This window comes from Kitasatospora sp. NPDC041988 (assembly GCF_055588525.1).
Map to the genome: position 1 here is coordinate 43,078 of NZ_JBVJCO010000017.1, position 23,897 is coordinate 66,974.

General features: G+C 71.7%; 24 protein-coding genes. 5 read left to right on the top strand and 19 right to left on the bottom strand.

Features of this window, described 5'->3' with window-relative positions:
• Positions 1-163: 163 nt before the first annotated feature.
• Positions 164-1,684: a sensor histidine kinase gene (locus tag ACZ6NC_RS18735; protein WP_465734070.1), complete on the top strand. Its 1,521-nt coding sequence runs from the start codon at positions 164-166 to the stop codon at positions 1,682-1,684.
• Between the two features lie 425 nt (positions 1,685-2,109).
• Here ACZ6NC_RS18735 and ACZ6NC_RS18740 read toward each other — a convergent pair whose 3' ends face one another.
• Together ACZ6NC_RS18740 and ACZ6NC_RS18745 are read right to left on the bottom strand one after the other, a co-directional pair.
• Positions 2,110-2,361 (bottom strand): WhiB family transcriptional regulator, encoded by a 252-nt coding sequence (locus ACZ6NC_RS18740; protein WP_014138019.1) that lies wholly within the window; start codon positions 2,359-2,361, stop codon positions 2,110-2,112.
• 368 nt (positions 2,362-2,729) lie between these two features.
• On the bottom strand, positions 2,730-3,701 hold the full coding sequence (locus ACZ6NC_RS18745) for a diacylglycerol/lipid kinase family protein (RefSeq protein ID WP_465734072.1): 972 nt from the start codon (positions 3,699-3,701) through the stop codon (positions 2,730-2,732).
• Between the two features lie 50 nt (positions 3,702-3,751).
• On the opposite strand from ACZ6NC_RS18745, the gene ACZ6NC_RS18750 reads away from it, so the two are divergent.
• Positions 3,752-4,180, top strand: coding sequence for a hypothetical protein (locus ACZ6NC_RS18750; protein ID WP_465734074.1), 429 nt, complete (start codon positions 3,752-3,754; stop codon positions 4,178-4,180).
• 46 nt (positions 4,181-4,226) lie between these two features.
• On the opposite strand, the gene ACZ6NC_RS18755 is transcribed toward ACZ6NC_RS18750, so the two are convergent.
• The 8 genes from ACZ6NC_RS18755 to sodN all read right to left on the bottom strand — a co-directional run bounded on the left by ACZ6NC_RS18755 (position 4,227) and on the right by sodN (position 10,709).
• On the bottom strand, positions 4,227-5,228 hold the full coding sequence (locus ACZ6NC_RS18755) for an RNA polymerase sigma factor SigF (RefSeq protein WP_465734076.1): 1,002 nt from the start codon (positions 5,226-5,228) through the stop codon (positions 4,227-4,229).
• A gap of 159 nt (positions 5,229-5,387) precedes the next feature.
• On the bottom strand, positions 5,388-5,798 hold the full coding sequence (locus tag ACZ6NC_RS18760; RefSeq protein ID WP_465734078.1) for an ATP-binding protein: 411 nt from the start codon (positions 5,796-5,798) through the stop codon (positions 5,388-5,390).
• Between the two features lie 294 nt (positions 5,799-6,092).
• Entirely contained in the window at positions 6,093-6,569 is a 477-nt protein-coding gene (locus ACZ6NC_RS18765; RefSeq protein ID WP_465734080.1) for a GNAT family N-acetyltransferase, read from the bottom strand.
• Between the two features lie 9 nt (positions 6,570-6,578).
• Positions 6,579-6,962 carry a nuclear transport factor 2 family protein gene (locus tag ACZ6NC_RS18770; RefSeq protein WP_465734082.1) on the bottom strand — a complete coding sequence of 128 codons (384 nt, stop codon included), beginning with the start codon at positions 6,960-6,962 and terminating at the stop codon, positions 6,579-6,581.
• A 113-nt stretch (positions 6,963-7,075) separates the two neighbouring features.
• The gene (locus tag ACZ6NC_RS18775; RefSeq protein WP_465734253.1) at positions 7,076-8,077 is read right to left on the bottom strand and encodes an ABC transporter substrate-binding protein; all 1,002 of its coding nucleotides are present in this window, start codon (positions 8,075-8,077) and stop codon (positions 7,076-7,078) included.
• A gap of 2 nt (positions 8,078-8,079) precedes the next feature.
• The gene (locus ACZ6NC_RS18780) at positions 8,080-8,853 is read right to left on the bottom strand and encodes an ABC transporter ATP-binding protein (RefSeq protein ID WP_465734084.1); all 774 of its coding nucleotides are present in this window, start codon (positions 8,851-8,853) and stop codon (positions 8,080-8,082) included.
• Positions 8,853-9,917, bottom strand: coding sequence for a FecCD family ABC transporter permease (locus ACZ6NC_RS18785; protein ID WP_465734086.1), 1,065 nt, complete (start codon positions 9,915-9,917; stop codon positions 8,853-8,855). The genes ACZ6NC_RS18780 and ACZ6NC_RS18785 overlap by 1 nt, the downstream gene beginning before the upstream one ends.
• Before the next feature lie 396 nt (positions 9,918-10,313).
• Entirely contained in the window at positions 10,314-10,709 is a 396-nt protein-coding gene (sodN, locus tag ACZ6NC_RS18790; RefSeq protein ID WP_396456407.1) for a superoxide dismutase, Ni, read from the bottom strand.
• A gap of 181 nt (positions 10,710-10,890) precedes the next feature.
• Here sodN and sodX point away from each other — a divergent pair, with 181 nt between their 5' ends.
• Positions 10,891-11,331, top strand: a complete 441-nt coding sequence (gene sodX, locus ACZ6NC_RS18795; protein WP_465734089.1) for a nickel-type superoxide dismutase maturation protease — start codon at positions 10,891-10,893, stop codon at positions 11,329-11,331.
• Positions 11,332-11,356: 25 nt separating this feature from the next.
• On the opposite strand, the gene ACZ6NC_RS18800 is transcribed toward sodX, so the two are convergent.
• The 5 genes from ACZ6NC_RS18800 to ACZ6NC_RS18820 form a co-directional block, all read right to left on the bottom strand.
• Positions 11,357-11,950 (bottom strand): CGNR zinc finger domain-containing protein, encoded by a 594-nt coding sequence (locus ACZ6NC_RS18800; protein WP_465734091.1) that lies wholly within the window; start codon positions 11,948-11,950, stop codon positions 11,357-11,359.
• 112 nt (positions 11,951-12,062) lie between these two features.
• Positions 12,063-12,854 (bottom strand): amino acid ABC transporter ATP-binding protein, encoded by a 792-nt coding sequence (locus tag ACZ6NC_RS18805; RefSeq protein WP_465734092.1) that lies wholly within the window; start codon positions 12,852-12,854, stop codon positions 12,063-12,065.
• On the bottom strand, positions 12,851-13,801 hold the full coding sequence (locus ACZ6NC_RS18810; protein ID WP_465734094.1) for an amino acid ABC transporter permease: 951 nt from the start codon (positions 13,799-13,801) through the stop codon (positions 12,851-12,853). The genes ACZ6NC_RS18805 and ACZ6NC_RS18810 overlap by 4 nt, the downstream gene beginning before the upstream one ends.
• 58 nt (positions 13,802-13,859) lie before the next feature.
• The gene (locus ACZ6NC_RS18815) at positions 13,860-14,792 is read right to left on the bottom strand and encodes an ABC transporter substrate-binding protein (protein ID WP_465734096.1); all 933 of its coding nucleotides are present in this window, start codon (positions 14,790-14,792) and stop codon (positions 13,860-13,862) included.
• 485 nt (positions 14,793-15,277) lie between these two features.
• Entirely contained in the window at positions 15,278-16,204 is a 927-nt protein-coding gene (locus ACZ6NC_RS18820) for an ABC transporter substrate-binding protein (RefSeq protein ID WP_465734098.1), read from the bottom strand.
• Between the two features lie 587 nt (positions 16,205-16,791).
• Between ACZ6NC_RS18820 and ACZ6NC_RS18825 the strand changes: the two genes are divergently transcribed.
• Positions 16,792-17,988, top strand: a complete 1,197-nt coding sequence (locus tag ACZ6NC_RS18825; RefSeq protein WP_465734100.1) for an NAD(P)-dependent malic enzyme — start codon at positions 16,792-16,794, stop codon at positions 17,986-17,988.
• Positions 17,989-18,094: 106 nt separating this feature from the next.
• The gene (locus ACZ6NC_RS18830; RefSeq protein ID WP_465734102.1) at positions 18,095-19,057 is read left to right on the top strand and encodes a zinc-binding dehydrogenase; all 963 of its coding nucleotides are present in this window, start codon (positions 18,095-18,097) and stop codon (positions 19,055-19,057) included.
• Between the two features lie 147 nt (positions 19,058-19,204).
• Here the strand turns inward: ACZ6NC_RS18830 and ACZ6NC_RS18835 are convergent, their stop codons facing one another.
• From ACZ6NC_RS18835 to ACZ6NC_RS18850, 4 genes are all read right to left on the bottom strand, one after another.
• Positions 19,205-20,242, bottom strand: coding sequence for a PadR family transcriptional regulator (locus tag ACZ6NC_RS18835; RefSeq protein WP_465734104.1), 1,038 nt, complete (start codon positions 20,240-20,242; stop codon positions 19,205-19,207).
• Position 20,243: 1 nt separating this feature from the next.
• Complete coding sequence (locus ACZ6NC_RS18840; protein ID WP_465734106.1) at positions 20,244-21,191, bottom strand: DUF4097 family beta strand repeat-containing protein; 948 nt, start codon at positions 21,189-21,191, stop codon at positions 20,244-20,246.
• A gap of 195 nt (positions 21,192-21,386) precedes the next feature.
• Complete coding sequence (locus tag ACZ6NC_RS18845; protein WP_380576384.1) at positions 21,387-21,566, bottom strand: DUF6104 family protein; 180 nt, start codon at positions 21,564-21,566, stop codon at positions 21,387-21,389.
• A gap of 59 nt (positions 21,567-21,625) precedes the next feature.
• Positions 21,626-23,611, bottom strand: a complete 1,986-nt coding sequence (locus ACZ6NC_RS18850) for a serine/threonine-protein kinase (RefSeq protein ID WP_465734109.1) — start codon at positions 23,609-23,611, stop codon at positions 21,626-21,628.
• Positions 23,612-23,897 lie beyond the last annotated feature (286 nt).

The window sequence follows — 23,897 nt, forward strand, 5'->3', positions numbered from 1 at the left end:
CCTTGGTGCCCTTTCATTGTGGACTAGACCAATCTGGGTTGTCCAGAGGACTTCGAAAATTGGTCTGGACAACTTGGTCCGGCTGGCCCGCCCGGCACGCGCGGGCGGGCAGCCCGGCGGGTGCGGCAGGCCCGCACGCCGGGCCTGGAGCTACTCTCGCCATGTGCCCTCGCTGAACGAACTCGTCCGCCGCCACACCACCCTGACCGGTGCCGATGTGGAGTGGCTCCACATGCTGGTCTCGGAGTGGCAGCTGCTCTCCGACTTGTCCTTCGCCGACCTGGTCCTCTGGATCCCCACCTGGGACGGCATCCGGTACGTCTCGGTGGCCCAGATGCGGCCCAACACCGGCCCCACCTCCTACCAGGACGACATGGTCGGCCACCTCGTCCCGCGCGGGCGCCGCCCCCTGCTGGACGCCGCCTTCGACGAGGGCCGGATCGTGCGCGAGGGCGACCCGGAGTGGCGTGAGGAGGTGCCGGTCCGGGTCGAGTCGATCCCGGTGCGCCGCGAGGGCAAGGTGCTCGGCGTGATCGCCCGCAACACCAACCTGTTGACCGTCCGCACCCCCAGCCGGCTCGAACTCACCTACCTGCAGAGCGCCTCCGACCTGGCGCAGATGATCGCGGCCGGCACCTTCCCGTACCCCGGCGTCGAGCAGACCGACATGGACGCCGCCCCCCGGGTCGGCGACGGCCTGATCCGCGTGGACGCCGACGGCATCGTCACCTACGCCAGCCCCAACGCGCTCTCCGCCTACCACCGCCTCGGCCTCACCACCGACCTGGTCGGCAGCCACCTCGGCCGCGCCACCGCCGAGCTCGTCCCGCCCTCGCGCGCGGCCGTGCACGAGGCGCTGGTGAAGCTGGCGAGCGGCTGGGCGCCCCGGCAGACCGAGGTCGAGGTGCAGGGCGGGGTGGTGACGCTGCGGGCCATCCCGCTCAAGCCCAAGGGCACTCTCACCGGCTCCCTGGTGCTCTGCCGGGACGTCACCGAGCTGCGGCGGCGCGACCGCGAGCTGATGACCAAGGACGCCACCATCCGGGAGATCCACCACCGGGTGAAGAACAACCTGCAGACGGTGGCCGCGTTGCTGCGGCTGCAGTCCCGCCGGATGGACTCGGACGCCGGCCGCGCCGCGCTGGACGAGGCGGTCCGCCGGGTCGGCTCGATCGCGATCGTGCACGAGACGCTCTCGCAGGCGCTCGACGAGCAGGTCGCCTTCGACGAGATCGCCGACCGGGTGCTGGCGATGGTGATGGAGCTGTCCCAGGACGGCCGGGTGGCGACCCGCCGAAGCGGCAGCTTCGGCATCCTCTCCGCCGAGGTGGCCACCCCGCTGGCGATGGTGCTGACCGAGCTGCTGCAGAACGCCCTGGAGCACGCCTTCGGCCCGTCCGCCTCCGGCAACCTGGAGGTCTCCGCGCTGCGGGGGCGGGCGCCGGCCACCGGCATGGGCTGGTCGGACAGCTGGAACGGCGGTGCCAAGCCGGAGGAGTACCTGCTGATCACCGTGCAGGACGACGGGAAGGGCATGCCGGAGGGCTTCGACCCGCAGCAGGCGGGCAATCTCGGGCTGCAGATCGTCCGGACGCTCGCCACCGGCGAGCTGGGCGGCACCTTCGACATGGTGGCCGGGCCGGACGGCGGCACCAAGGTGGTTCTGGAGATCCCGGTCCGCTGAGGTGCGTCGAGGTGTGCGGGGGGCGTGCGTTCGGTGGGAGCGCCGGTCCCGCACCCTCGCACAACCGTCACGACCGCCGTGACCCGGGCCGGGAAACAGAAACGAGGCCCTGTCGACCGGGGGGGGTGGGTCGACAGGGCCTCTCAACCCGTTCCGGCCGTCGGGGGGAGTCGGCCGGAACGGGGGCTCTTGGTGGTGCGACACCTCACCGGTGCGTTGCACACGGTGAGCGCCTCAGCTCCACGATATTGCTCTCTGTGAACAGTATCAAGTGCCTGGGCGGCTCGGTGTCGCCGGACCGTGGCGAGCAAGGTCCTTTGTACGGAAGGCTTCACCAGGAAGTGCAGGGAAGCCCTTGATCATGTGTTGATCGGTACTGCAGTCACTGCTGGTATGACGGTCACTGCTGGTACTACGGCGTGTGATCAGGCGGTGCGGGCGCGGTTGCGGGCAGCACGGCGCTTCATCGCGCGACGCTCGTCCTCGCTCATACCGCCCCAGACGCCGGCGTCCTGGCCGGTCTCGAGCGCCCACTGCAGGCACTGCTCCATGACCGGACAACGGCGGCACACGGCCTTGGCTTCCTCGATCTGCAGCAGAGCAGGACCGGTGTTCCCGATCGGGAAGAACAGCTCCGGGTCCTCTTCGCGGCAGACAGCGCGGTGGCGCCAGTCCATGGTCGTCCAACTCCTCCTGCCGCGGGGGTGGCCCGGTCGGCATAATCGATGGCTTGTGAATGTGAACGCTTTCACGAATCCCGCAACAGCAAAAGAGACCAAAGGCCCGTCGGGCCCGGGTGGTCTGTGCTGGGGAGGGATTCGGCGATTCGAGGGACACTCCGCGGTCGGCGCCCGTCAGGGTCTGAGGTTGCCGTCGCTGCGATGTGTCCCGATCGCCATGTAGAGGTTCGCAAACCTCGGGCCCGGATACAACCCCCTTCAGGAAGGAATTTTTGATTCTTCGGTGTCGCCTAGCTCACAGCCAGTACTTCTATGGAGTGAAGGGGGCTTGTGCGTTCGAGAAGAAGGGCGAACCCCACTTCCGGTCACACAATCACACGCAGTGCCCGCCGTACGCCTGTGAAACTGACGCGACTCCTGTCTCCAAGGTGGTCCCCGTCCACCTGGAATGGGGTCGGTTCCTGTGAAACCAAGGTGAAGTGCCGGGCGTCGTGGTAGGAAACGACGTGCTTTCCGGACGGGCCGGCAGGCGTTGCGCCATCGCTCGAAGGGCTGTGCGACCGCAGGATCTGACGGACCGTTCGAGCCGTACCGAACGCCGTCATCCGGGTGATGCCGAAGACATCGAGGTCCGTGTCGAAGGAGGCGAGCGGCGAGGGGTAGACCGGGCGGTTGCCCAGGAACGTCCACGGGGACGTGTTGCTGACTATGGCCATCGCCAGGCCCGGCACGGGCTCGTGGCCCGGCAGTTGCAGGGTGACCGGGCCCGACCGGCGCTGCTCACGCTGGGTGATGTAGTGCCGGAGCGCCTGTCCGACATAGAGCGCGTGGGTGGACTTGCGCCCCGCCCTGCGCTGCTCCTCCACCCGGCCGACCACGCCGGCGTCGAAGCCCAGGCCGGCAGTGAAGGTGAACCAGCGGTCCGGCAGCCCCTCGGTCATCGCCTTGCCCAGGCCGATCGGCCGCTCCCGGCGGTGCTCCATGGCATCCAGCAGGGCCCCGGTGGCCTCCACCGGGTCGTTGGGCAGGCCCAGCGCGCGGGCGAACACATTGGTCGACCCGCCGGGCACCACGGCCAGCCGGGGGAGCTTCTCGCCCGGGCCGTGCGTCAGCAGTCCGTTCACGACCTCGTTGACCGTGCCGTCGCCGCCCAGCGCCACCACCAGGTCGACCGTGCCGTCCTCCGCCGCCTCGCGGGCCAGGTCACGCGCATGGCCCCGGTACTCCGTCTGCGCCACCTCCAGCTTGAGGTCGCTGCGCAGGGCGTGGATCAGCACATCCCTGGTGCGGCCACTGGTGGTGGTCGCTTTCGGGTTGACGACCAGGAGAGCGCGCATGTGCTCAGCCTACGGGTCGGTACGGACCAACCGGCGGCTACCCTGCTGGAGTGACCGCAGAATCCTCCGCACCCGCACCCGCGCCCGGCTCCGACCGGCCGGCGTCCCTGACCGTGGGCGCCGTCATCACCGCCCTGGCGGGCGCCGCGCTGGCCGTCGTCGGCGTCTGGGACATGGTGGCCGCGCTGTCCGGCCAGTCCAAGCAGCTCGCCCTCAACGAGTTCGGCGGGCTGGTGATCGTGCTGCTCGGCGTGCTTCCGCTGCTGGCGGCCCGGGCACTGCTCCGGGGCCGGCGCTGGGGCCGCAGCCCGGCGGTGCTGACCAACTCGATCTGCCTGCCGGTGGCGTACTACATGTGGCAGAGCGGCGGCGCGATGGCCCCGGTGGGGATCGCCGTCGGCCTGTTCGGCCTGGCCGGCATCGGCGCACTGCTGAGCCCGAAGTCGACCGCGGCCCTCTACGCTCCGCACGAGGGCTGAGCACAGAGGGCCGCGGGCCGGGTCGGCCGCTGGGCGGCCGTCAGTTCTACTCCTCCACCAGGAGCTTCTCCCGCAGCTGGGCCAGCGTGCGGGCGAGCAGCCGGGAGACGTGCATCTGGGAGATGCCCACCTCGGCGGCGATCTGCGACTGCGTCATGTTCCGGAAGAACCGCAGCACCAGGATCTTCTGTTCCCGGGGCGGCAGTTGGGCCAGCAGTGGCTTGAGGGACTCGCGGTACTCGACGCCCTCCAGCGCCTCGTCGGTGGCGCCCAGGGTGTCCGCGACGGCCGGCGACTCGTCGTCGCTGTCCGGCACGTCCAGCGACAGCGTGGAGTACGCGTTGGCGGACTCCAGGCCCTCCAGCACGTCCTCCTCGGAGATCCCTAGGTGCTCCGCCAGCTCGTGCACCGTGGGGGAGCGGCCGTGCCGCTGGGAGAGCTCGCTGGTCGCCGTGGTCAGCGACAGCCGCAGCTCCTGGAGCCGGCGCGGCACCCGGACCGCCCAGCCCTTGTCGCGGAAGTGCCGCTTGATCTCGCCGACGATGGTCGGCGTCGCGTAGGTGGAGAACTCGACCCCGCGCTCGTGGTCGAACCGGTCCACCGACTTGATCAGCCCGATGGTGGCGACCTGGGTCAGGTCGTCGAGCGGCTCGCCGCGGTTGCGGAACCGCCGGGCGAGGTGCTCGACCAGCGGGATGTGCATGCGCACCAGCTGGTTGCGCAGCTCGACGCGCTCCGGGGAGCCCTCGGGCAGCGCGGACAGCCGGACGAACAGTGCCCGGGCCGCCTCCCGGTCCGGCGCACCCGAGCGGTGCGGGGCCTGCTGGGCCGGCACCGCACCGCGCAGCGCCTCGGCGGCCGCCGGGTCCTCGGCGGACGGCGGGGGCGAGGGTGTCTGCGACGGCTCGGACGTCGGCTCGGTCGGCTGGCTCATCCGGTGGGCGTCCTTCGGGTGCGCATCGTCGTTGGAGGCGAGGCCGGGAACGCTCGCCTGGGTCGGTACGGCAGGGCCCGCCGTCGCGAGGCCGGTACGGTCCAGATCACTCACGGCCATTCCCCCGTTCCGTTCCGGGAGCACCGGGACCGTGGGGCGGTCCCGGATCCGTCATGTCGGTCGTACCGCGTGTAGGGCGGTACCGGGAGCCGCCCGCCGGCCCGGGTGGGGTGCCGGGCGGACGGCCCTTGTTCGGTTGCTGCTGTGGCGGCTCTAATGGGCGGTGGACCCGCCGCGCTTCTTGTGCAGGCTGATCGACACGGTGTTGTCCTCGCCGACGGAGGACTCCACCTCGCCGGCCAGTGCGGAGAGCACCGTCCAGGCGAAGGTGTCCCGCTCCGGGGCCCGGCCGTCCGTGGTCGGGGCGGAGACGATGACCTTCAGTGAGTCGCCCACCAGCCGGAACTCGCAGGAGAGGACGGAGCCGGGCACCGCCTGCTGGAGCAGGATGGCGCAGGCCTCGTCCACCGCGATCCGGAGGTCCTCGATCTCGTCCAGCGTGAAGTCCAGCCGGGCCGCCAGCCCCGCCGTCGCTGTTCGCAGCACCGAGAGGTAGGCCCCCGCCGCGGGCAGCCGGACCTCCACGAAGTCCTGCACTCCGGGCTCGCCGTCGATCTGGGACACCCTCACCTCCTGGGTGACGCGCTGTGCTTCCGGGCCGGTGGCCGCGGCACTGTCTGTTGCTTGGCTCAACTGCTTCGCCCCAACTGTCCAGAGGGGTGGTGCGGTACGTACCGGTCATACCCCTCTGAGGGTGGCCGGACGCCGCGCATCCGCACGAGACGTTACCGCTTTTGTCCCCGGTGCGGGAGTCACTCATGGTAAGCCCTCGCGACACAGGGTGTCAGGGGTCGTGCGTCACCGCTCGGAATTCGCGGACGAACTCCCGGAGGGAGCCCCGGACGTGCTCCTGGACGGTCAGCGGGTGCCGACGGCGGTGAGCGCCTCGCCGGTGAGCCGGTAGACGCTCCAGCCGTCCATCGGCTCCGCGCCGAGCGACTTGTAGAAGTTGATCGAGGGCTCGTTCCAGTCCAGCACCGACCACTCCATCCGCGAGTAGCCGCGCTCGACGGCGATCCGCGCCAGCTCCAGCAGCAGGGCCTTGCCGTGGCCGCCGCCACGGGCCTCCGGACGGACGTAGAGGTCCTCCAGGTAGACCCCGTGAGTCCCGCGCCAGGTCGAGAAGTTGAGGAACCAGACCGCGAAGCCGACCGGCTGGCCGGTGGTGTCGTCCTCGGCGATCAGGCCGAACAGCGCCGGGTTGGCGCCGAACAGCGCGTCACGCAGCTGCTCCTCGGTGGCCACCGCCTCGTGCGGCGCCTTCTCGTACTCCGCGAGTTCGCGGATCATGGCGTGAATGATCGGGACATCGGTGACTACGGCTGTGCGGATCATGCGACGAGCCTACTTGGGCCGCTCGTTCTCGTCCCAGGCCTGGATCGAGGTCTGGTCGACGATCCGGCCGTCCCGTAGGTCGGCCACCGAGCTGACCAGTACCCGGACACCGTCGGGGTACTGGCAGGACTCCAGGAAGGCCACGTGGTCGCCCTGGAGCACCACCTGCTCCAGCCGGTGGGTCATCTCCCGGCCGTAGACGTCGGCCAGCATCGCGCCGATCTCGTCCCGGCCGTGCATCACCAGGGGGTGGCTGGGCTGCGTCTTGCGGTCGACCATGCGCAGTTCGGCGTCGTCCGCGTACAGCGCCAGCAGGGCGTCGGCGTCGGCGCGCTCGATGCCCTCGCGCAGCGCCGCGGTGTCGAAGGCGGACGACGCGGCCTTGGTGGTCATCTTCTCGCTCCTCCGGTCGGTTCCGTCGGCTCGTACCTCCGAGCGTACGCCCGCCGCGCCGCCGCCCGGCTGCCCCGGCCCGTCGCCCTGAAGGTCCGCCTCCGAGGTCCGCCTCAGCCGGTCGTCACGCTGCGCAGGTACGCCGCGAGGGCGGTGATCGCGGCCGGGTTTCGCGGGCTCTCCACCAGGTCGACGTAGTCCAGGACGAAGATCCGGTCGTTGCGGACCGCGGCGACGCCCGCGAGCGGCGGGAAGGACTTCAGGAACTTCCGCTTGGCCTCGGCGTCGGGGGAGCCGTAGTTGTTGATGACGATCACCTCGGGGTCGCGCCGGACCACGCTCTCCCAGCCGACGGTGGTCCAGGAGTCGGCGATATCGCCCATCACGTTCCGGCCGCCGGCCTTGGCGATGATCTCCTCCGGCGCCGCGAACCTCCCCGAGGTGTACGGCTTGTCCTCGCCGCTGTCGTAGAGGAAGACCCGCGGCCGGCGCTCGGGCTGCGGCACGGCCGCGACCTGCGCCTTGAACTCGGTGATCAGCCTGTCGGCCCGGTCGCGGACGTCGAAGATCTCGCCCAGGTTGGCCAGGTCGGTGTAGAGCGCGTCCAGCGGGGACATCACGCCGCGTTCCTGGCCCTTGCCGCTGCGGCAGGACTCGGTGAGCACGTAGGAGCCGATGCCGAGGCCGGCCAGGGCCTGCGGGGTGAAGCCGTCGGCCTCGCTGAAGCCGTAGTGCCAGCCGGCGAAGACCAGGTCGGCCTTGGCCTCCAGCACGATCTCCTTGGTGATCTGCTGCTTGGAGAGCCACGTGGTCCGCTGGTAGCCGTCCTTCCAGGCCACCTTGTCGACCTGGCCCTTGTCGTCGGGCATCACATAGCCGGCCATCCGGTCGGCGAGGCCGAGCGCCAGCAGCAGCTCGGTGATGCCGACGTCGTTGCTCACCGCCCGGGCCGGCTTCTGCGGATACGTGACCCGGGTGCCGCAGTTGTCCACGGTCACCGGGTAGTGGGCGGAGCCGGTGGCGGCGTCGCCGGCGGGGGCGATCTCGGCGCCGCAGGCGGTCAGCCCGAGGGTGAGCAGGGCGGCGGAGGCAACGGCCTTGGTACGCACGGGGATTCCTAGGATCGGGGGAGTCGGTCGAAGAGCAGCTGGACGGCACCGGTGTCCGGGTGTGCCACCGGGGTCGCGCGGACGCCGAACACCTCGGCCAGCAGCGCGGGCCGGAGCACGTCGGCCGGGGGGCCGGAGGTGACGATCCGGCCGGCCGCGATGACGTAGAGCAGGTCGCAGTGGCCGGCCGCCAGATTGAGGTCGTGCAGCGCGGTGAGCACCGTCGGCCCGGCCTCCCGGACCAGCGCCAGCACCTCCAACTGGTGCGCGATGTCGAGGTGGTTGGTGGGCTCGTCCAGCACCAGCACGCGGGGCTCCTGGACCAGCGCGCGGGCGATCAGCACCCGCTGCTTCTCGCCGCCGGACAGGCTCAGGAAGCCGCGCCCGGCCAGGTGCGCCGCGCCCACCCGGTGCAGCGCGTCGACGCACCGCTCCTCGTCGCCGTCGGCCGGGCGGGCGAAGCCGCCGCGGTGCGGCAGCCGGCCCATGCCGACCACCTCGGCCACCGTGAAGTCGAACTCGGCGGAGTGCTCCTGCGGCAGCGCCGCCACCCGCCGGGCGGCCTCCCGCGGGGCCAGCGCGTGCAGGTCCGCGCCGTCCAGCCGGACGGAGCCGGCTGCCGGCCGCAGCGCCCGGTAGACGCAGCGCAGCAGGGTGGACTTGCCGCTGCCGTTCGGCCCGACCAGGCCGACCACCTGCCCCGCGGCGGCGCGCAGCGTGATGTCGTGGACCAGCCGGGTGCCGGCCAGGTCGACCGAGAGGCCGTCGAGGGCGAGGTCCATCAGCGGCCTCCGAAGGTGTAGCCGCGACGGCGCATCAGCACCAGGAAACAGGGCACCCCGAGCGCCGCGGTGACCACCCCGACCGGCAGTTCGGCCGGGGCCAGCAGGGTGCGCGAGACGATGTCCACCCAGACCAGCAGCAGCGCGCCGGCCAGCGGGGCGACCAGCAGTATCCGGCGGTGCCCGGCGCCGACCAGCATCCGGGTCAGGTGCGGCACCATCAGCCCGACGAAGCCGATCGCGCCGCTGACCGCGACCACGGTGCCGGTGACGGCCGCCGTCACCACGAACAGCTCGCGGCGCAGCCGGTCGCCGTCCACCCCGAGCGAGGCCGCCGTCTCGTCCCCCATGGCGAGCGCGTCCAGCCGCCCGGCGGCGCAGGCCAGGTACGCCAGACCGGCCAGCACGGTGGCGGCGGCGATCGGCACTGAGCCCCAGGTGGCCCCGCCGAGGCTGCCGAGCAGCCACATCATCGCGCTGCGGGCCGCCTCTCCGCGGGCGGCGGCGAACACCATCAGTGCCGTCACCGCCGAGAAGCCGTAGGACATCGCGGTGCCGGTGAGCACCAGCCGCAGCGGGGTGAGCCCGAAGGCCGTGCGGGCGGCGGCGTACACCAGCACCATGGCCAGCAGCGCCGCGCCGAACGCGGAGGCCGAGATCGCCCAGACCCCGAGCGAGGCGAAGGCGCCGAGCAGCAGCACCGCGTTGGCGCCGACGGCGGCGCCGGAGGAGATCCCGAGGACGAACGGGTCGGCCAGGGCGTTGCGGACCATCGCCTGAACCGCGACCCCGGTGGCCGCGAGCCCGGCGCCGACCACGGCGGCCAGCACGGTGCGCGGCAGCCGGATCTCCCAGACGATCGCGTAGGCGGCGGCCTCGCCGGCCTCCAGCCGACCGCCCGTCAGCCCGGCGCCGAGCAGCCGCAGTACCTGCGACCAGCCGAGTCCGGTGGAGCCCAGGGCCACCCCGCAGACCAGCGAGAGCAGCAGCGCCGCGGCCAGGCCGGCGGCCAGCGGTGCGACGGGTGCGCGACGGGCCGGTACGGCGGCCGGCGCGGTGCTCATGCGCCCGCCCCGCGTCGTTCGGCGGGGTCATCGATCCGCGAGCAGCACTGCTCGATGGTTCGCTCGCTCACGGAGGGCGCGCCTTCGCCTCGGGCCGTGGGCGGCGGCGGGGCGGCGCGCCCGGGCCGCAGGGAATGCCGGGGCGCCATCCCCTCGCAGTCCGCGGCGAGTTGTCGGGAGGTCAGCGCCCCGGGGCGATCGGGCTCGCGGGCACAGGGCTCCGCCCACCGTTGCGGGTCAGCGCCGGATTCGCACCGGCTTTCCCCTCGGGACGCTCTGGCAGCATAACAGGCAGTAAGGCCAGGCAACCCTTACCAGCTGTGAAGGGGTTGGGAAACGCGACCGCCCCCGTCCGGTGGTGCGGACGGGGGCGGTTCGACGGAGGCTGACCGGCGGTCAGGCCTGCTTGGTCTCCCAGAAGATCTTGTCGACCTCGGCGATGAGGTCCAGCAGGGCCTGGCCGGTGGCCGGGTCCGTCGACGCCTTGGTGGCCGAGGCGGCCTTCAGGGTGTCGTTGATCAGCTGGTGCAGCTGCGGGTACTTCTCGAAGTGCGGGGCCTTGAAGTAGTCGCTCCACAGCACCGAGATGTGGTGCTTGACGGCCTCGGCACGCTGCTCCTTGATGATCAGGGCGCGGGTGCGGAATGCCGGGTCCTCGTTGGCCTGGTACTTCTCCTGGGTGCCCTTCACCGACTCGGCCTCGATCCGGGCCTGCGCGGGGTCGTACACGCCGCAGGGCAGGTCGCAGTGGGCGTGGGCGGTGGCGCGCGGTGCAAACAGACGAGAGAACATGGGAGTCCTTCCTTAGATCGTCTTCCCGCGGCTGAGATTACCCTTCCGGTCACCGGGTTTCGCGATCGGGCGGTGGGCCTAGGGCAAAAGGCGGAGCCGGAACCGGGCCAATCCGGACATCGGCGGGTGACGGCCCGTACGGCAGACTGGGACCCGGCCGGGAGGAGGAGTCGTGGCGCGGATGGCGGAACCGGAGGGCGGCACCCCGGGGGGTGGCGCACCGTTCGGGCTGATCGACGTGGCGGGGCCTTCGATGGTGCCGACCCTGCGCGAGGGCGACCAGCTGCTGGTCCGCTACGGCGCGCGGATCCGGCCGGGGGCGGTGGTGGTCTTCCGCCATCCCTTCCAGCAGGACCTGCTGGTGGTGAAGCGGGCCGCCGAGCGGCGCCCGAAAGGCTGGTGGCTGCTCTCCGACAACCGGCCGGTCGACAGCGACAGCCGCAGCTACGGCGCCGTCCCGGACGAGCTGGTGCTCGGCCGGGTGCTGCTGCGGCTGCGCCCCCGCCCGGCCTGGCTGGCCCCGGGCCGCCGGCTGGAGCGCCTGCTGCTCACCGGCCCACTGGCCCGGGTTCCGGGGCTGGCCCGCCGGCTCGGCGTCTGGGTCGACCCCGAGGCCCTCTAGCCCCCGGCCCCTGGCCCCCGGTCCGCTAGCCCTGGCCGGCGAGGGTCGCCGCCTCCTGGGCCTCCTGCCGCTTGCGGGCCCGGTAGGCGGCGACGTTGGCGCGGGTGGCGCACCGGTCGGAGCAGTACCGCCGGGAGCGGTTGGTGGAGGTGTCCAGGTAGGCGTTGCGGCAGGGCGCGGCCTGGCAGATGCCGAGCCGGTCGGCGCCCAGCTCGGTCAGATGGACCGCCAGCCCCATGCAGGCGACGGCGCTGAAGTGCGCGGTGGCGGTCGGCGAGTTGTCGGCGAGGTGCAGGTGCCAGCGCGGCCGCCCGGCGTCGTCGAGGTAGTCGTGCCCGGAGACCAACGGGCTGACCGGGTACTCCATCAGCAGGCTGTTCAGCAGGTCGACGCCGCGGATCTCGTCCCCCTCGGCGGCGGCTTCGAACACCCCGCGCAGCCGGGTGCGGACGGCCCGCAGTCGCGGCAGGTCCGACTCGTCGGCGAGCGCGGCGGCCCGCGACGACTCCGAGAACAGCGCGCGCACCGCGTCCACCGAGGTCAGCGAGTCGGTGCCGCGCTCGGGCTCCTCGGTGTTCACCAGCCGGACGGCCAGATCGGCGTACGAGGCGAGCTCCACGGTGGTCCTTCCAAAGTCGGTAACGGGCTGACTGCTTCCAGCCTATTACCCGTACGGGGAAAACGTCGGCGCCCGGCAGGACCGGCCTGCCGGGCGCCGCGTGAAGGTGCGCTCAGAGCACCTTGGAGAGGAAAGCGCGGGTGCGCTCGTGCTGCGGGTTGGTGAGGACCTCGCGCGGGTTGCCGGACTCGACCACCACACCGCCGTCCATGAACACCAGCGCGTCGCCGACCTCGCGGGCGAAGCCCATCTCGTGGGTGACCACGATCATCGTCATACCGTCCTCGGCGAGGCCGCGCATGACGTCCAGCACCTCGCCGACCAGCTCCGGGTCGAGCGCCGAGGTGGGCTCGTCGAAGAGCATCAGCTTGGGCTTCATGGCCAGCGCGCGGGCGATCGCGACGCGCTGCTGCTGGCCGCCGGAGAGCTGGGACGGGTAGTTCTTGGCCTTCTCGGAGAGGCCGACCCGCTCCAGCAGGGCCATGCCGCGCTCCCGGGCGTCCGCCCGGCTCTCGCCCTTGACCTGCACCGGCGCCTCGATGATGTTCTCTATGGTGGTCATGTGCGGGAACAGGTTGAAGCGCTGGAAGACCATGCCGATGTCGCGGCGCTTGAGGGCGACCTCGCTGTCCTTGAGCTCGTAGAGCTTGTCGCCCTTGCGCCGGTAGCCGACGAGCTCTCCGTCGACGGACAGCAGCCCGCCGTTGATCTTCTCCAGGTGGTTGATGCAGCGCAGGAAGGTCGACTTGCCGGAGCCGGACGGCCCGACGAGCACGAACACCTCGTTCTGCTTGACCTCCAGGTCGATGCCCTTGAGTACCTCGACCAGGCCGTACGACTTGCGAACGCCCTCGGCCTGGACCATCGGGTGCCCCGAGGCCGGGGGCTTGCTCAGGTCGGTCATTGGTGGCTACCTCCCTCGATCCCCGGGACCACGTCGTTCTTGGCCTTCGGGACGGGCTTGCCCGCGAACAGCCGGCGCAGCCGCTCCAGTGGCGTCGGCGGCAGCGTCCGGGTGGTACCACGAGCGTAGTACCGCTCGACGTAGTACTGGCCGATGGTCAGTACGGAGGTCAGGAAGAGGTACCAGAGGCTGACGGTGATCAGCAGCGGGATGGTCTGGAAGGTGCGGGAGTAGATGTTCTGCCCCGCCCGGAAGAGCTCCTCCAGCGCGATGACGCTGACCAGCGAGGTGGTCTTGAGCATCGAGATGGTCTCGTTGCCGGTGGGCGGGATGATCACCCTCATGGCCTGCGGCAGGACGATCCGGCGCATGGTCGCGAAGCGGCTCATGCCGAGCGCGTGGGCCGCCTCGGACTGCCCCTCGTCCACCGACTGGATGCCGCCGCGGACGATCTCCGCCATGTAGGCGGCCTCGTTGAGGCCGAGGCCCAGCAGGGCCGCCGTGAAGACGGGGATCAGCTTGTTGGTCGACTCGGACCAGAACTCGGGCCCGAACGGGATGCCGATCGACAACTTCGGCCAGAGCGCGCCCAGGAAGTTCCAGAACACCAGCTGGACCAGCACGGGAGTGCCGCGGAAGACCCAGATGTAGAACCACGCGGTGCCGGACAGCAACGGGTTCGGCGACAGCCGCATCACCGCGAGGATGATGCCGCCGGCCACACCCATCACCATCGAGAGCGCGGTGAGCTCCAGGGTGACGCCGAGGCCGTGCAGGATGCTGGAATCGAAGAGGTAGGTGTTGACGACATCCCACTGGAAGGCGGGATTGAAGATCAGAGCGTGGAGCAGCATCGCCGCGACGACCGCGACGACGACGGCTCCCGCCCACCGGCCGGGGTGGCGGACCGGGACGGCCTTGAAGGACTCAGGCCGTCCCGAACTCACCTTCCCCTGATCGGAATGGTTCACAGTGGCCTCAGGGGGGTGGGGAACTGGCGAGGGGTCAGCTGGTGGCGCCGTTGATGACCGACTTGTCGATCGCGCCGGCCTCGACGCCCCACTTCTCCAGGATCTTCTTGTAGGTGCCGTCGTCCATCAGCGACTGGACGGCGCCCTGGACGGCCGGGGTGAGCGCGGCGCCCTTGGCCAGCACGACACCGTAGGGGGCCTTGCCCTCGACCGAGCCGAGCTGCTCCAGCTGGCCGTTGGTCTGCTTGATCGCGTAGTCGATGACCGGGGAGTCGGCCAGCATGACCTGGTCGCGGCCGGAGACCACTGCCTGGGTCACGTCGGTCTGCAGGTCGAACTTGTCGCCGTCGTTCGGCACCGGGGGCTTGCCGGCCGCGACGCAGGCCGGGTTGATGGTGTCCTTGATGGAGTCGGCCTGGGTGGTGCCGGTCTGGACGGCGATCTTCTTGCCGCACAGGTTGTTGATGTCGATCTTGTCCGGGTTGCCCTTCTTGACCGCCGCGCTGGTGCCCGCGAGGAAGTAGGTCACCATGTCGACGGTGGCCTCGCGCTCCTTGGTGTCGGTGAAGGAGCTCATGCCCAGCTGGAACTTGTTGGCCGCGATGCCGGGGATGATCGCGGTGAACGGCGAGTTCTGGACGTCGACGCCCAGGCCCAGCTTCTGGCCGATGGCGTTGGCCAGGTCCACGTCCATGCCGATGATCTTGCCCGAGGCGTCCTGGAACTCGTTGGGCGCGTACGAGGCGTCGGCGGCGACGACCAGCTTGCCGGAGGACTTGAGGTCGGCCGGCACCAGCGCGGCGAGCGACGGGTCGGCGCTGGCCGTGGGCACGGTGACGGAGGCGGCGCCGCTGCCGGAGGAGCCGGACGAGGACTTGCTGCTGCCGCAGGCGGTCAGGACGAGTGAGACGGACGCGACTACCGCGCCGGCCGCGAGGAGGCGGGTGCGCTGGGTACGGGCGGTCATGAGGGGGATCTCCTCCTGAGGGAGAGGTCGGGCGGAGCGCGCCGCGGGGGAGCGGCACACCGGGACAGCAGGCCGTACGGCGCTGTACGGGTGGTAATTCGCTGTACGTCGTACGGGCAGAGCCGGTCGTGCATGGCCTGGGCAGGGGGCGCGCAGGGTGGTGCGAGGTACTGCTTCCGCCACCCTCCGCCGAGGTGGACGCCGATCGAACCGCCTCGACCAGTGGCCGGCTCGATCCGAGATGGGGGGAATCCTGCCATCTGATGACGGTCGGGTGGCCCTCATTCAGATCAAAATCGGATAACGAGGGGTCGCGCTGTCCGCTATTCGGACGAATACCGTGCCCCTGTCACCCTGCGTATAAGTATGCAGATCTCCCCGCGCTCTGCCCGGAGGCCCGCCCGAGGACCCGGGCGATTCGGCCGCCCGCGCGGGCCGGGCCGGATCCCGCCCGGATCCGACCGGCCCGCCCGGTTCCGCGGGGCTCAGATCCCGCCGTTCACCACGGCGTTCTGGGCCGCGCCCGCACTCACGTTCCACTTGGCGAGGATCTTGTCGTACTCGCCGCTGCGGATCAGCTGGTCCACCGCCTTGGACAGCGCGTCGCGCAGCTCGGTGTCGGTCTTGCGCAGCGCGATCCCGTACGGGTTGGACTTGGACTGCGCGCCGGTGACCTCGAAACGGTTGCCGCCGTCGGTGGTCTTCGCCGCGTACGCCGCCACCGGGAAGTCGTTCAGACCGGCCGCGGCCGCGCCGGAGGCGACCTCGGCCAGCGCCTTGGCGTCACTGTCGAACTTGTGCACGATGAGCGGCTTGCCGGCCCGGGTGCAGGCCGTCACCTGGCGGGCGACGATCTCGTCCTGGGTGGTGCCCTGCTGCACCGAGACGGTCCGGCCGCAGAGGTCGTCCAGGGTGTGGATGCCCTTGGGGTTGCCCTTCGGGACGGTGATCGAGGAGCCGGCGATGAAGTAGTCCACGAAGTCGACGCCCGGGTTGGTCTGCGTGCCCCCGTCGTCGACGCCCTCGCGGCGCTGGCGGATGTCGCTGAGCGCGGACATCGCCACGTCGTACTGCTTGGCGTGCAGGTTCGGTATCAGCTTGTCGAACGGGGTGTCGACGATCTCGATCCGCAGGTCGAGGATCTTGCCGAGGGCGTTGGCGATGTCCGGGTCGAGGCCGTCCGGCTTGCCGTCGGCACCCCGGAAGTCCACCGGCGCGTAGTTGAGGTCCGAGCCGACCCGGAGCACGCCCGCGGAGCGCTGGGCCTTCGGGACCTTGCCGCGGACGACCTGCACCGGGTCCTTCGTGGCCTGCTCGTCGTCACCGCCGCAGCCGGTCAGCAGCAGGGCGCCGGCGGTGGCCAGGGTGAGGGCGGCGATGGCCGGTCGTCGGGGGTGGAGACGGTGGTGCATGAGCGTGCTCCTGTGGGAGGGACGAGATGGCGCCGCGGCGTCGCGGAGGTGTACGCGGGACGGCGGGCCAAGGGATCCTCCCATCCCTCCCTGCCGGGCCCGGCGGCGGGTGTGTCAGAATCTGCTACCGGGTGACCCCCGACGATCGAACCCAGACCGCCGAGTCGAGACAGGCTCGGGGTGCGCAGGAACGGAAGTCCACGACGCGGACTCCGTATCCGAAGCACCGGCTCCCCTCCGTGTCTGCGTTCACTCCTGCGGGTGTGTGTGCGTACGCGACTGCCGCCACCGGGGCCGGGTGCTTCCGACGCCGGGTGCCGTCAAGGGGGCGACACAGCGGATGAAAAAAAGCACATGACGTTGGACGAAAAGGCATAGGTGCGATGCCGTCGTCCGACCTACGCTCGGCCTGGAAGCACGACGCAGACAACTGGAAAGAAAAATCCCTCATCCCGAGGGCGCGGCCCCGACGGCAGCGCCCCGACCCCGCTCTCCCCGGGTCCGCTTCGGCGTACCCGGTTTCGAGTTTCCGCCGGGTCGTCCGCCCGTCGGCCCCGCCCTCGCTGATCAATGACGAAGAGGTCATCGTGGCAGCGGAGATCATCCACAGCAGCACTCAGGACACCGACGATCCGGTCGACGCCGTTTTCGCGCTCCACCGCGGCGGCAAGATGGAGATCCGGGCGACCGTGCCGGTGCGCGACGCGGACGACCTGTCCCTCGCCTACACCCCCGGTGTGGCCCGGGTCTGCACGGCCATCGCCGAGCAGCCCGAGCTGGTGAACGACTACACCTGGAAGTCCAACACGGTGGCCGTCGTCACCGACGGCACCGCCGTCCTGGGCCTCGGGGACATCGGCCCGGAGGCCTCGCTGCCCGTCATGGAGGGCAAGGCCATCCTGTTCAAGCAGTTCGGCGGGGTCGACGCCGTCCCGATCGCGCTCGCCTGCACCGAGGTGGACGAGATCGTCGAGACCGTCGTCCGGCTGGCGCCCTCCTTCGGCGGCGTCAACCTGGAGGACATCTCCGCCCCGCGCTGCTTCGAGATCGAGCGCCGGCTCCAGGACGCCCTGGACATCCCGATCTTCCATGACGACCAGCACGGCACCGCGATCGTCACCACCGCGGCGCTCTGGAACGCCGCCCGGGTGACCGGCCGCGAGATCGGCACGCTGCGTGCCGTCATCTCCGGCGCCGGCGCAGCCGGCATCGCCATCGCCAAGATGCTGGTGGCCGCAGGCATCGGCGACGTCTCGGTCTGTGACCGCCGCGGCGTGGTCCACGAGGGCCGCGACGACCTCACCGACGTCAAGGCCGAGATCGCCGCGCAGACCAACAAGACCGGTCTCAAGGGCTCGCTGGCCGACGCGCTGGCCGGCGCCGACGTCTTCATCGGCGTCTCCGGCGGCACCGTGCCGGAGGAGGTCGTGGCGACCATGGCCGCGGGCGCGTTCATCTTCGCGATGGCCAACCCGAACCCGGAGATCCACCCCGAGGTCGCGCACAAGTACGCGGCGGTCGTCGCCACCGGGCGCAGCGACTTCCCGAACCAGATCAACAACGTGCTGGCCTTCCCCGGCATCTTCGCCGGCGCCCTGCAGGTCCAGGCCACCCGGATCACCGAGGGCATGAAGCTGGCCGCCGCCAAGGCGCTGGCCGGCGTGGTCGCCGACGAGCTGACGCCGCAGAAGGTGATCCCCTCGCCGTTCGACGAGCGGGTCGCCCCGGCGGTCACCAAGGCCGTCGCCGACGCCGCCCGTGCCGAGGGCGTGGCGCGCCGCTAGCAGTAGCAGTCCGCACAGCAGTTCGCACAGCCGAGCCGGAGCCCGGGACGCGCGTCACACCGACGTGTGGTTCCGGGCTCCGGCTGTCGCGGCTATCGTCCGGACCATGTTTGCTGCCTATGCCGCACGAATCGACGCCGACGACCCGCTGAGCGGGCTGGAGTTGGGCGAACTCCCCGAACCGCAGGCACGCCCCGGGTGGAGCGTGGTCACGGTCAAGGCCGCCAGCCTCAACCACCACGACCTCTGGTCGCTGCGCGGGGTCGGCCTGCCCGCCGAGAAGCTGCCGATGATCCTCGGCTGCGACGCCGCGGGCATCGACGAGGACGGCAACGAGGTGGTCGTCCACTCGGTGATCGGCCAGACCGGACACGGCGTCGGGCCGGGCGAGCCGCGCTCGATCCTGACCGAGCGTTACCAGGGCACCTTCGCCCAGCGGGTGGCCGTCCCCACCTGGAACCTGCTGCCGAAGCCGGCCGGGATCTCCTTCGAGCAGGCCGCCTGCCTGCCCACCGCCTGGCTGACGGCGTACCGGATGCTGTTCACCAACGCCGGGGTGAAGCCCGGTGACACCGTCCTGGTGCAGGGCGCCGGGGGCGGGGTGGCGACCGCGCTGATCGTCCTCGGCAAGGCCGCCGGCCTGCGGGTCTGGGTCACCGGCCGGGACGAGGCCAAGCGCGCCCGGGCCGTCGGACTCGGCGCCGACGCCGCCTTCGAGAGCGGCGCCCGGCTGCCCGAGCGGGTGGACGCGGTCATGGAGACGGTCGGTGCCGCCACCTGGTCGCACTCGGTGAAGTCGCTGCGCCCCGGCGGCACCATCGTCATCTCCGGTGCCACCTCGGGTCCCAGCCCGAAGGCCGCCGAGCTGAACCGGATCTTCTTCCTGGAGCTCAAGGTGGTCGGCTCGACCATGGGCAGCAAGGAGGAGCTGGCGGGGCTGCTCTCGCTCTGCGCCACCACCGGGGTCCGTCCGGTGATCGACGCGGTGCTGCCGCTGGCCGAGGCCCGGGAGGGCTTCGCCCGGCTCGCCAAGGGCGACGTCTTCGGGAAGATCGTCCTCACACCGTGAGCCTCGCGGCCCGCGAGCTCCGCGCCGCGAACGCTTGAGCGCCGTGAACGCTTGGGCACCGTGAACGGTTGCGTGCCGTGAACGCACGGGCCCGGCACTCTCCCCCCCCCCCCGGAGGAGTGCCGGGCCCGTGGCCGCGCGGCGGGCTCAGCCCAGCAGGCGCTTCAGCCGCTCGCCGGCCGTGCCCAGCACCGAGCGGGCCTCGGCCAGCCGGCCGGCCGTCACCCCGCCGTCCCTGGCCGCGTCGCGGACCTGGTCACGGAAGCGGTCGAGCAGCCGCTCCAGCTCGCGCGCCGGGTCGCCGGCCGGGTCGGTGGCCGCCCACGGCGGCAGGTCGGCCGGGGCGGCGCCGGCCGGCTCGTCCTTGTCCAGGTCGATCCGGGTGACGGTGACCTTCTCGGCGGGCGGCGCGGTGTCCTCCGCCGGGTGGCCCCAGCGGGCCGAGTCGGCCAGCCCGGACAGGCCCTTGGTCAGCTCGGAGAGCCCCTCAGCCAGCCCGGTCGGCCAGTCCCCGCGGGCCGCGTGCTCGCGCACCTGCTGCTCGACCCGGCGCTTGATCCGCAGCGCCTCCTGCTGGGCCGCCGTCCGCGCCGCCCGGGACTGCTCGCGCAGCCGGCGGGCCTCCTCCTCGGCGGCCTTCGCCTTGGCCTTGGCCGCCTTCTCCTGCTCCTTGGCGCGCTTGGCCTGCTCCTTGGCGTGCTTCTTGAACTGGGTGAACTCCTCCTTGGCGCGCTGCCAGGCCTCCTTGTCCCCCCACGGGCCGGCCCATGGGTCCCCGCCCTCGGCGGTCCCGGGCCGGGGGGCCTGCTTCGCCGCACCCCAGAGCTCCTCGCGGAGGTCCTTGGCGCTGTCCCGGACGTCCTCGCGGATCGCCCCGGCGAGCTGGGCCACCGAGTCGCGGATCTCCAGCTCCAGCTCGTCCAGCTCGCCCCGGCGGGCCTCCAGCTCGGTGCGGCCGGCGTCGGTGAGCCGGTAGACCTTGCGGCCGCCCTCGGTGCTGTGGGTGACCAGGCCCTCCTGCTCCAGCTTGGCGAGGCGCGGGTAGACGGTGCCGGCCGAGGGGGCGTACAGGCCCTGGAACCGCTCCTCCAGGAGGCGGATGACCTCGTAGCCGTGCCGCGGGGCCTCGTCGAGCAGCTTCAGCAGGTAGAGCCGGAGCCGGCCGTGGCCGAAGACGGGGGTCATGTCACGCCTCCTTGGTGAGGTCGGGGCCCTTGCCCTGGTCGGGGCCGTGCTCCGGGCCCTTGCCGAGGTCCAGGCCGGCCGGGAGCTCCTTGACGACGACCGGGCCGTCGTCCTCGGCGTCGGGGCGGCGCAGCACGGTGACGGCGCCGGAGACGGTGGTCACCGCGAGGCTGCCCTTGCCCTCGCCGAGCTGGCCGGAGAGCCGCTTGGCGCCCCAGGTGCCGCCGACCTTGAGCTGCTCGAAGGTGCTGGAGATGTCGCCGCTGTTGGTGCCGGCCTCGACCTTGGTGTCGGCCAGCGAGGGGATCCGGATGCCGACCGCGCCGCTGACCGTGGTGACCTTGATGTCGGTCGGGGTGGCCACGTCGAGGTCCAGGGTGACCGCGCCGGTGACGGCGTTGGCCTGCACCTTGTCGGCGGTGCCGGCGACCACGGTGAGCCGGCCGGAGACGGTGTTCAGCTTGAGCTGCCCGGCCACCGACTGGGCGTCCACGTCGCCGGTGACGGTGTTGGCGGACGTCCGGCCGGCGAGGCCGACCAGGGTGACGTCGCCGTTGGCGGTCTGAGCGGAGACGTGCTCGGCGAAGCCGGAGACGGTGGTGTCGGCCGAGACGGTGCCGACCTTGACCTCGGTGGCGGCCGGCACGGTCAGGGTGACCGCGGCGACCCGCTTGCGCTTGAACGAGGAGAAGAAGCCCTTCACCGAGTCGACCGACTTGAGCACGTCGCCGAAGTCGCTCCAGCTGCTGAGGTCCTGGTAGGTGACCGTCAGCACGCCGTCGACCAGGGTGACGTGGAGCGGCTCGCCCTTCAGCTCGGTGACCTCCAGGCGGGCCGGGCCCTCGGCGGCGACGACGTTCACCGTGCCGTCGATGATCCGTACCTGGAGCGTCCGGACCTCCTCGTCGATGGTGATCCTGTCGGGCCCCTCGACCGTCCACTGGCTCATCTCTGCCGCCTCCCGTAGTGACTCGCGATGTATCGCGTTCTCTTCTGAAGACGATATATCGCGTGACGGCGAAGTCAAGGGAGTCCGACCCCGAGGCGGACCCGGAGCCGCCCCGGAGCCGTCCCCTACGGGGGGAGCACGCGAAGGGCCCGGGAGGCACTTGCCTCCCGGGCCCTTCGGTCGTGGTCTACCGCGTCACTCGTCGTCCTCGTCGTCGAGCCGGGCCAGCCAGGTGGCCAGCCGCTCGACGGGGATCTCGAAGTCGGGGTTGAGGTCGACGAACTCGCGCAGACGCTCGGCCAGCCACTCGAAGGTGACCTCCTCGTCGCCGCGCCGGTTCGCCAGCTCCTCGATGCCGCGGTCGGTGAAGTACACGGTTCGCTCCGGTCCGGTGGGGATTCGACCTGGTCAGGATAGTCCGGGGCGGGGCCCGGTCAGCTGGCGCGCCAGGTGCTCACGGTGAGCTTGACGGCGCCGGTGGTGCCGTCGGCGACCTCGACCACCGCGATGGCGATGTTGCGGGTGATCCGGTCGCGGATGCAGAGCAGGCGCCCGGGCGAGACCCGGTTGAAGGACAGGTCGGTGTCGGGCCGCGAGTCGATGGCGACGGCGCACTGGTCCGGAGTCACGCTCGACTCGGTGATCACCGCGAAGTCCGACTTGTCGTCCCCCGCGGTGACGAAGGAGTTGGCCTTGCTGCTGCTGCCGGTGGCGTTCAGCCCCAGACCCCACTTGAGGTCGTTGCCGCGCGGCACGACCGTCCCGCCGTCCAGGTCGATCCGGTAGGAGTCGTAGTAGGCCTCGGTACCGGGGATGGCCAGCGGCTTCTTGTCGAGCAGCGGGGAGTACCCGACGGGGCGGGCCGGCGCGGTCACGCCGTTGCTCGCCGAGGCCGACGGCGAGGCCGTCACCTTCCCGGAGGTCTTGCTCGGCGACGGGCTGGGCGTGTCGGTGGGCCCCGGGTCCGTGCTCTGGGTGGGCGCGGGCTGGGGCTGGTTGCCCGGGGTCTGCTGGGCGCCGCTCGACTTGTCGTTGCCCTTCTTGTCGTCCATCTGCTTCATCAGCACCACGCCGCCGGCGGTGCCGCCGACCGCCATCACCAGGGCGACGGTCAGCAGCACCTTCCAGGAGACGCCCTTGCGCTTCGGCTCCGGCGCCGGCGCGGGCGCCGGGGCGTCCGTCACCACCGGGCCGGGCGGCGGGGTGTCGTAGGACGGCGGCTCCTGGCGCAGCTGCACGGTCGGCGGCGAGGAAAGCAGCGGCCCGGTCGGGGCCTCGGTGGCGGGCTGCGGGGCGCCGTACGCGCCGAGCGGCGGCGGGGTGAAGCCGGCCGGCGGACCGGCCGGCGGCTGCTGGGTGCTGTACGAGACGGCGGTCGCCGGGTGGGTCGGCTGCGGGGGAGTGGTGGGCGCGGTGGGCGGCCCGGCCGGGACCGGGGGCGCGGTGGGCGGGGCGGCCGGCAGCGGGGTGGGCGGGGTCTTCGGCAGGTCCGAGCGGCGGGTGATCTCGGTGTTGACCTGCTTGGGCAGCCAGTCCTCGGTGAACCGCAGCTGTCCGCCGACCGACGGGTGGTTGCGGGCGATCTCGATGATCTCGGCGGGCTTGGGCCGGTCCTCGGGGGACTTGGCCAGGCAGCGCAGCACCAGCTCGCGCAGGTCGGCGGGGACGGCGTCCAGCTCGGGCTGCTCGTGCACCACCCGGTACAGGACGGCGGTGTCCGGGCCGTCGCCGAACGGCGCGGTGCCGCCGGCCACGTACGCGGCCAGCGCGCCGAGCGCGAAGACGTCGGTGGCCGGGGTGACCGGGCGGCCCTGGGCCTGCTCGGGGGACATGAAGGCGGGCGAGCCGATCCGGTAGCCGGTGCCGGTCAGCGCGGTGGCGTCGGCGGCCCGGGCGATGCCGAAGTCGATCACGCGCGGGCCGTCGCCGGCCACCAGCACGTTGGCCGGCTTGAGGTCGCGGTGCACCACCTCGACGCTGTGGATCGCCTGGAGCGCCTCGGCGATGCCGCCCATCAGCAGCAGCACGGTACGGACCGGCAGCGCGCCGTTCTCCCGCACCACCTGCTGGAGGGACGGGCCCGGGACGTACGCGGTGACCAGCCAGGGAGCGTCCGAGTCCAGGCCGCCGGAGTCGATCACCTGCGCGGTGTAGAGCCCGTGGATGCGCTGGGCGTTGCTGACCTCCTGGGCGAACCGGCGGCGGAACTCGCCGTCCTCGGCGAACTCCGGCCGGACGACCTTGAGCGCCACCGGGCGGCCGCCCGGCGTGTACGAGAGGTAGACCCGGCCCATGCCGCCGGCGCCGAGGCGGGCGAACAGCCGGTAGCCGCCGACCTCCCGCGGGTCGTCCGGGTGGAGCGGCTGGAAGACCGGCGGGAGCGGTGCGGCGGCGGCGTCCCGTGGTGCGTCGGCGGTCATGTGGTGATCCCCCTGGGAGAGCGGTGAGGTCATCGGCCGGCCGCGGGTGCGATGACGGGCGCCCGGGCGGCGGTCTGGCGAGGCATAACCTATCGAGCCGTCAGGCAGGAGCGCATTTCCGTGCCGGTTTGGTTGCAGAGCTGCGACCTTGGCATGGCGTCATCGTGGCGCTGTGACAGCGGAACGGGCCCCGGGGGGAGGGGGGGGGGGGGGGGGGGGGGGGGGGGGGGGGGGGGGGGGGGGGGGGGGGGGGGGGGGGGGGGGTCCCTCGTCGCTTTTTTTTCTT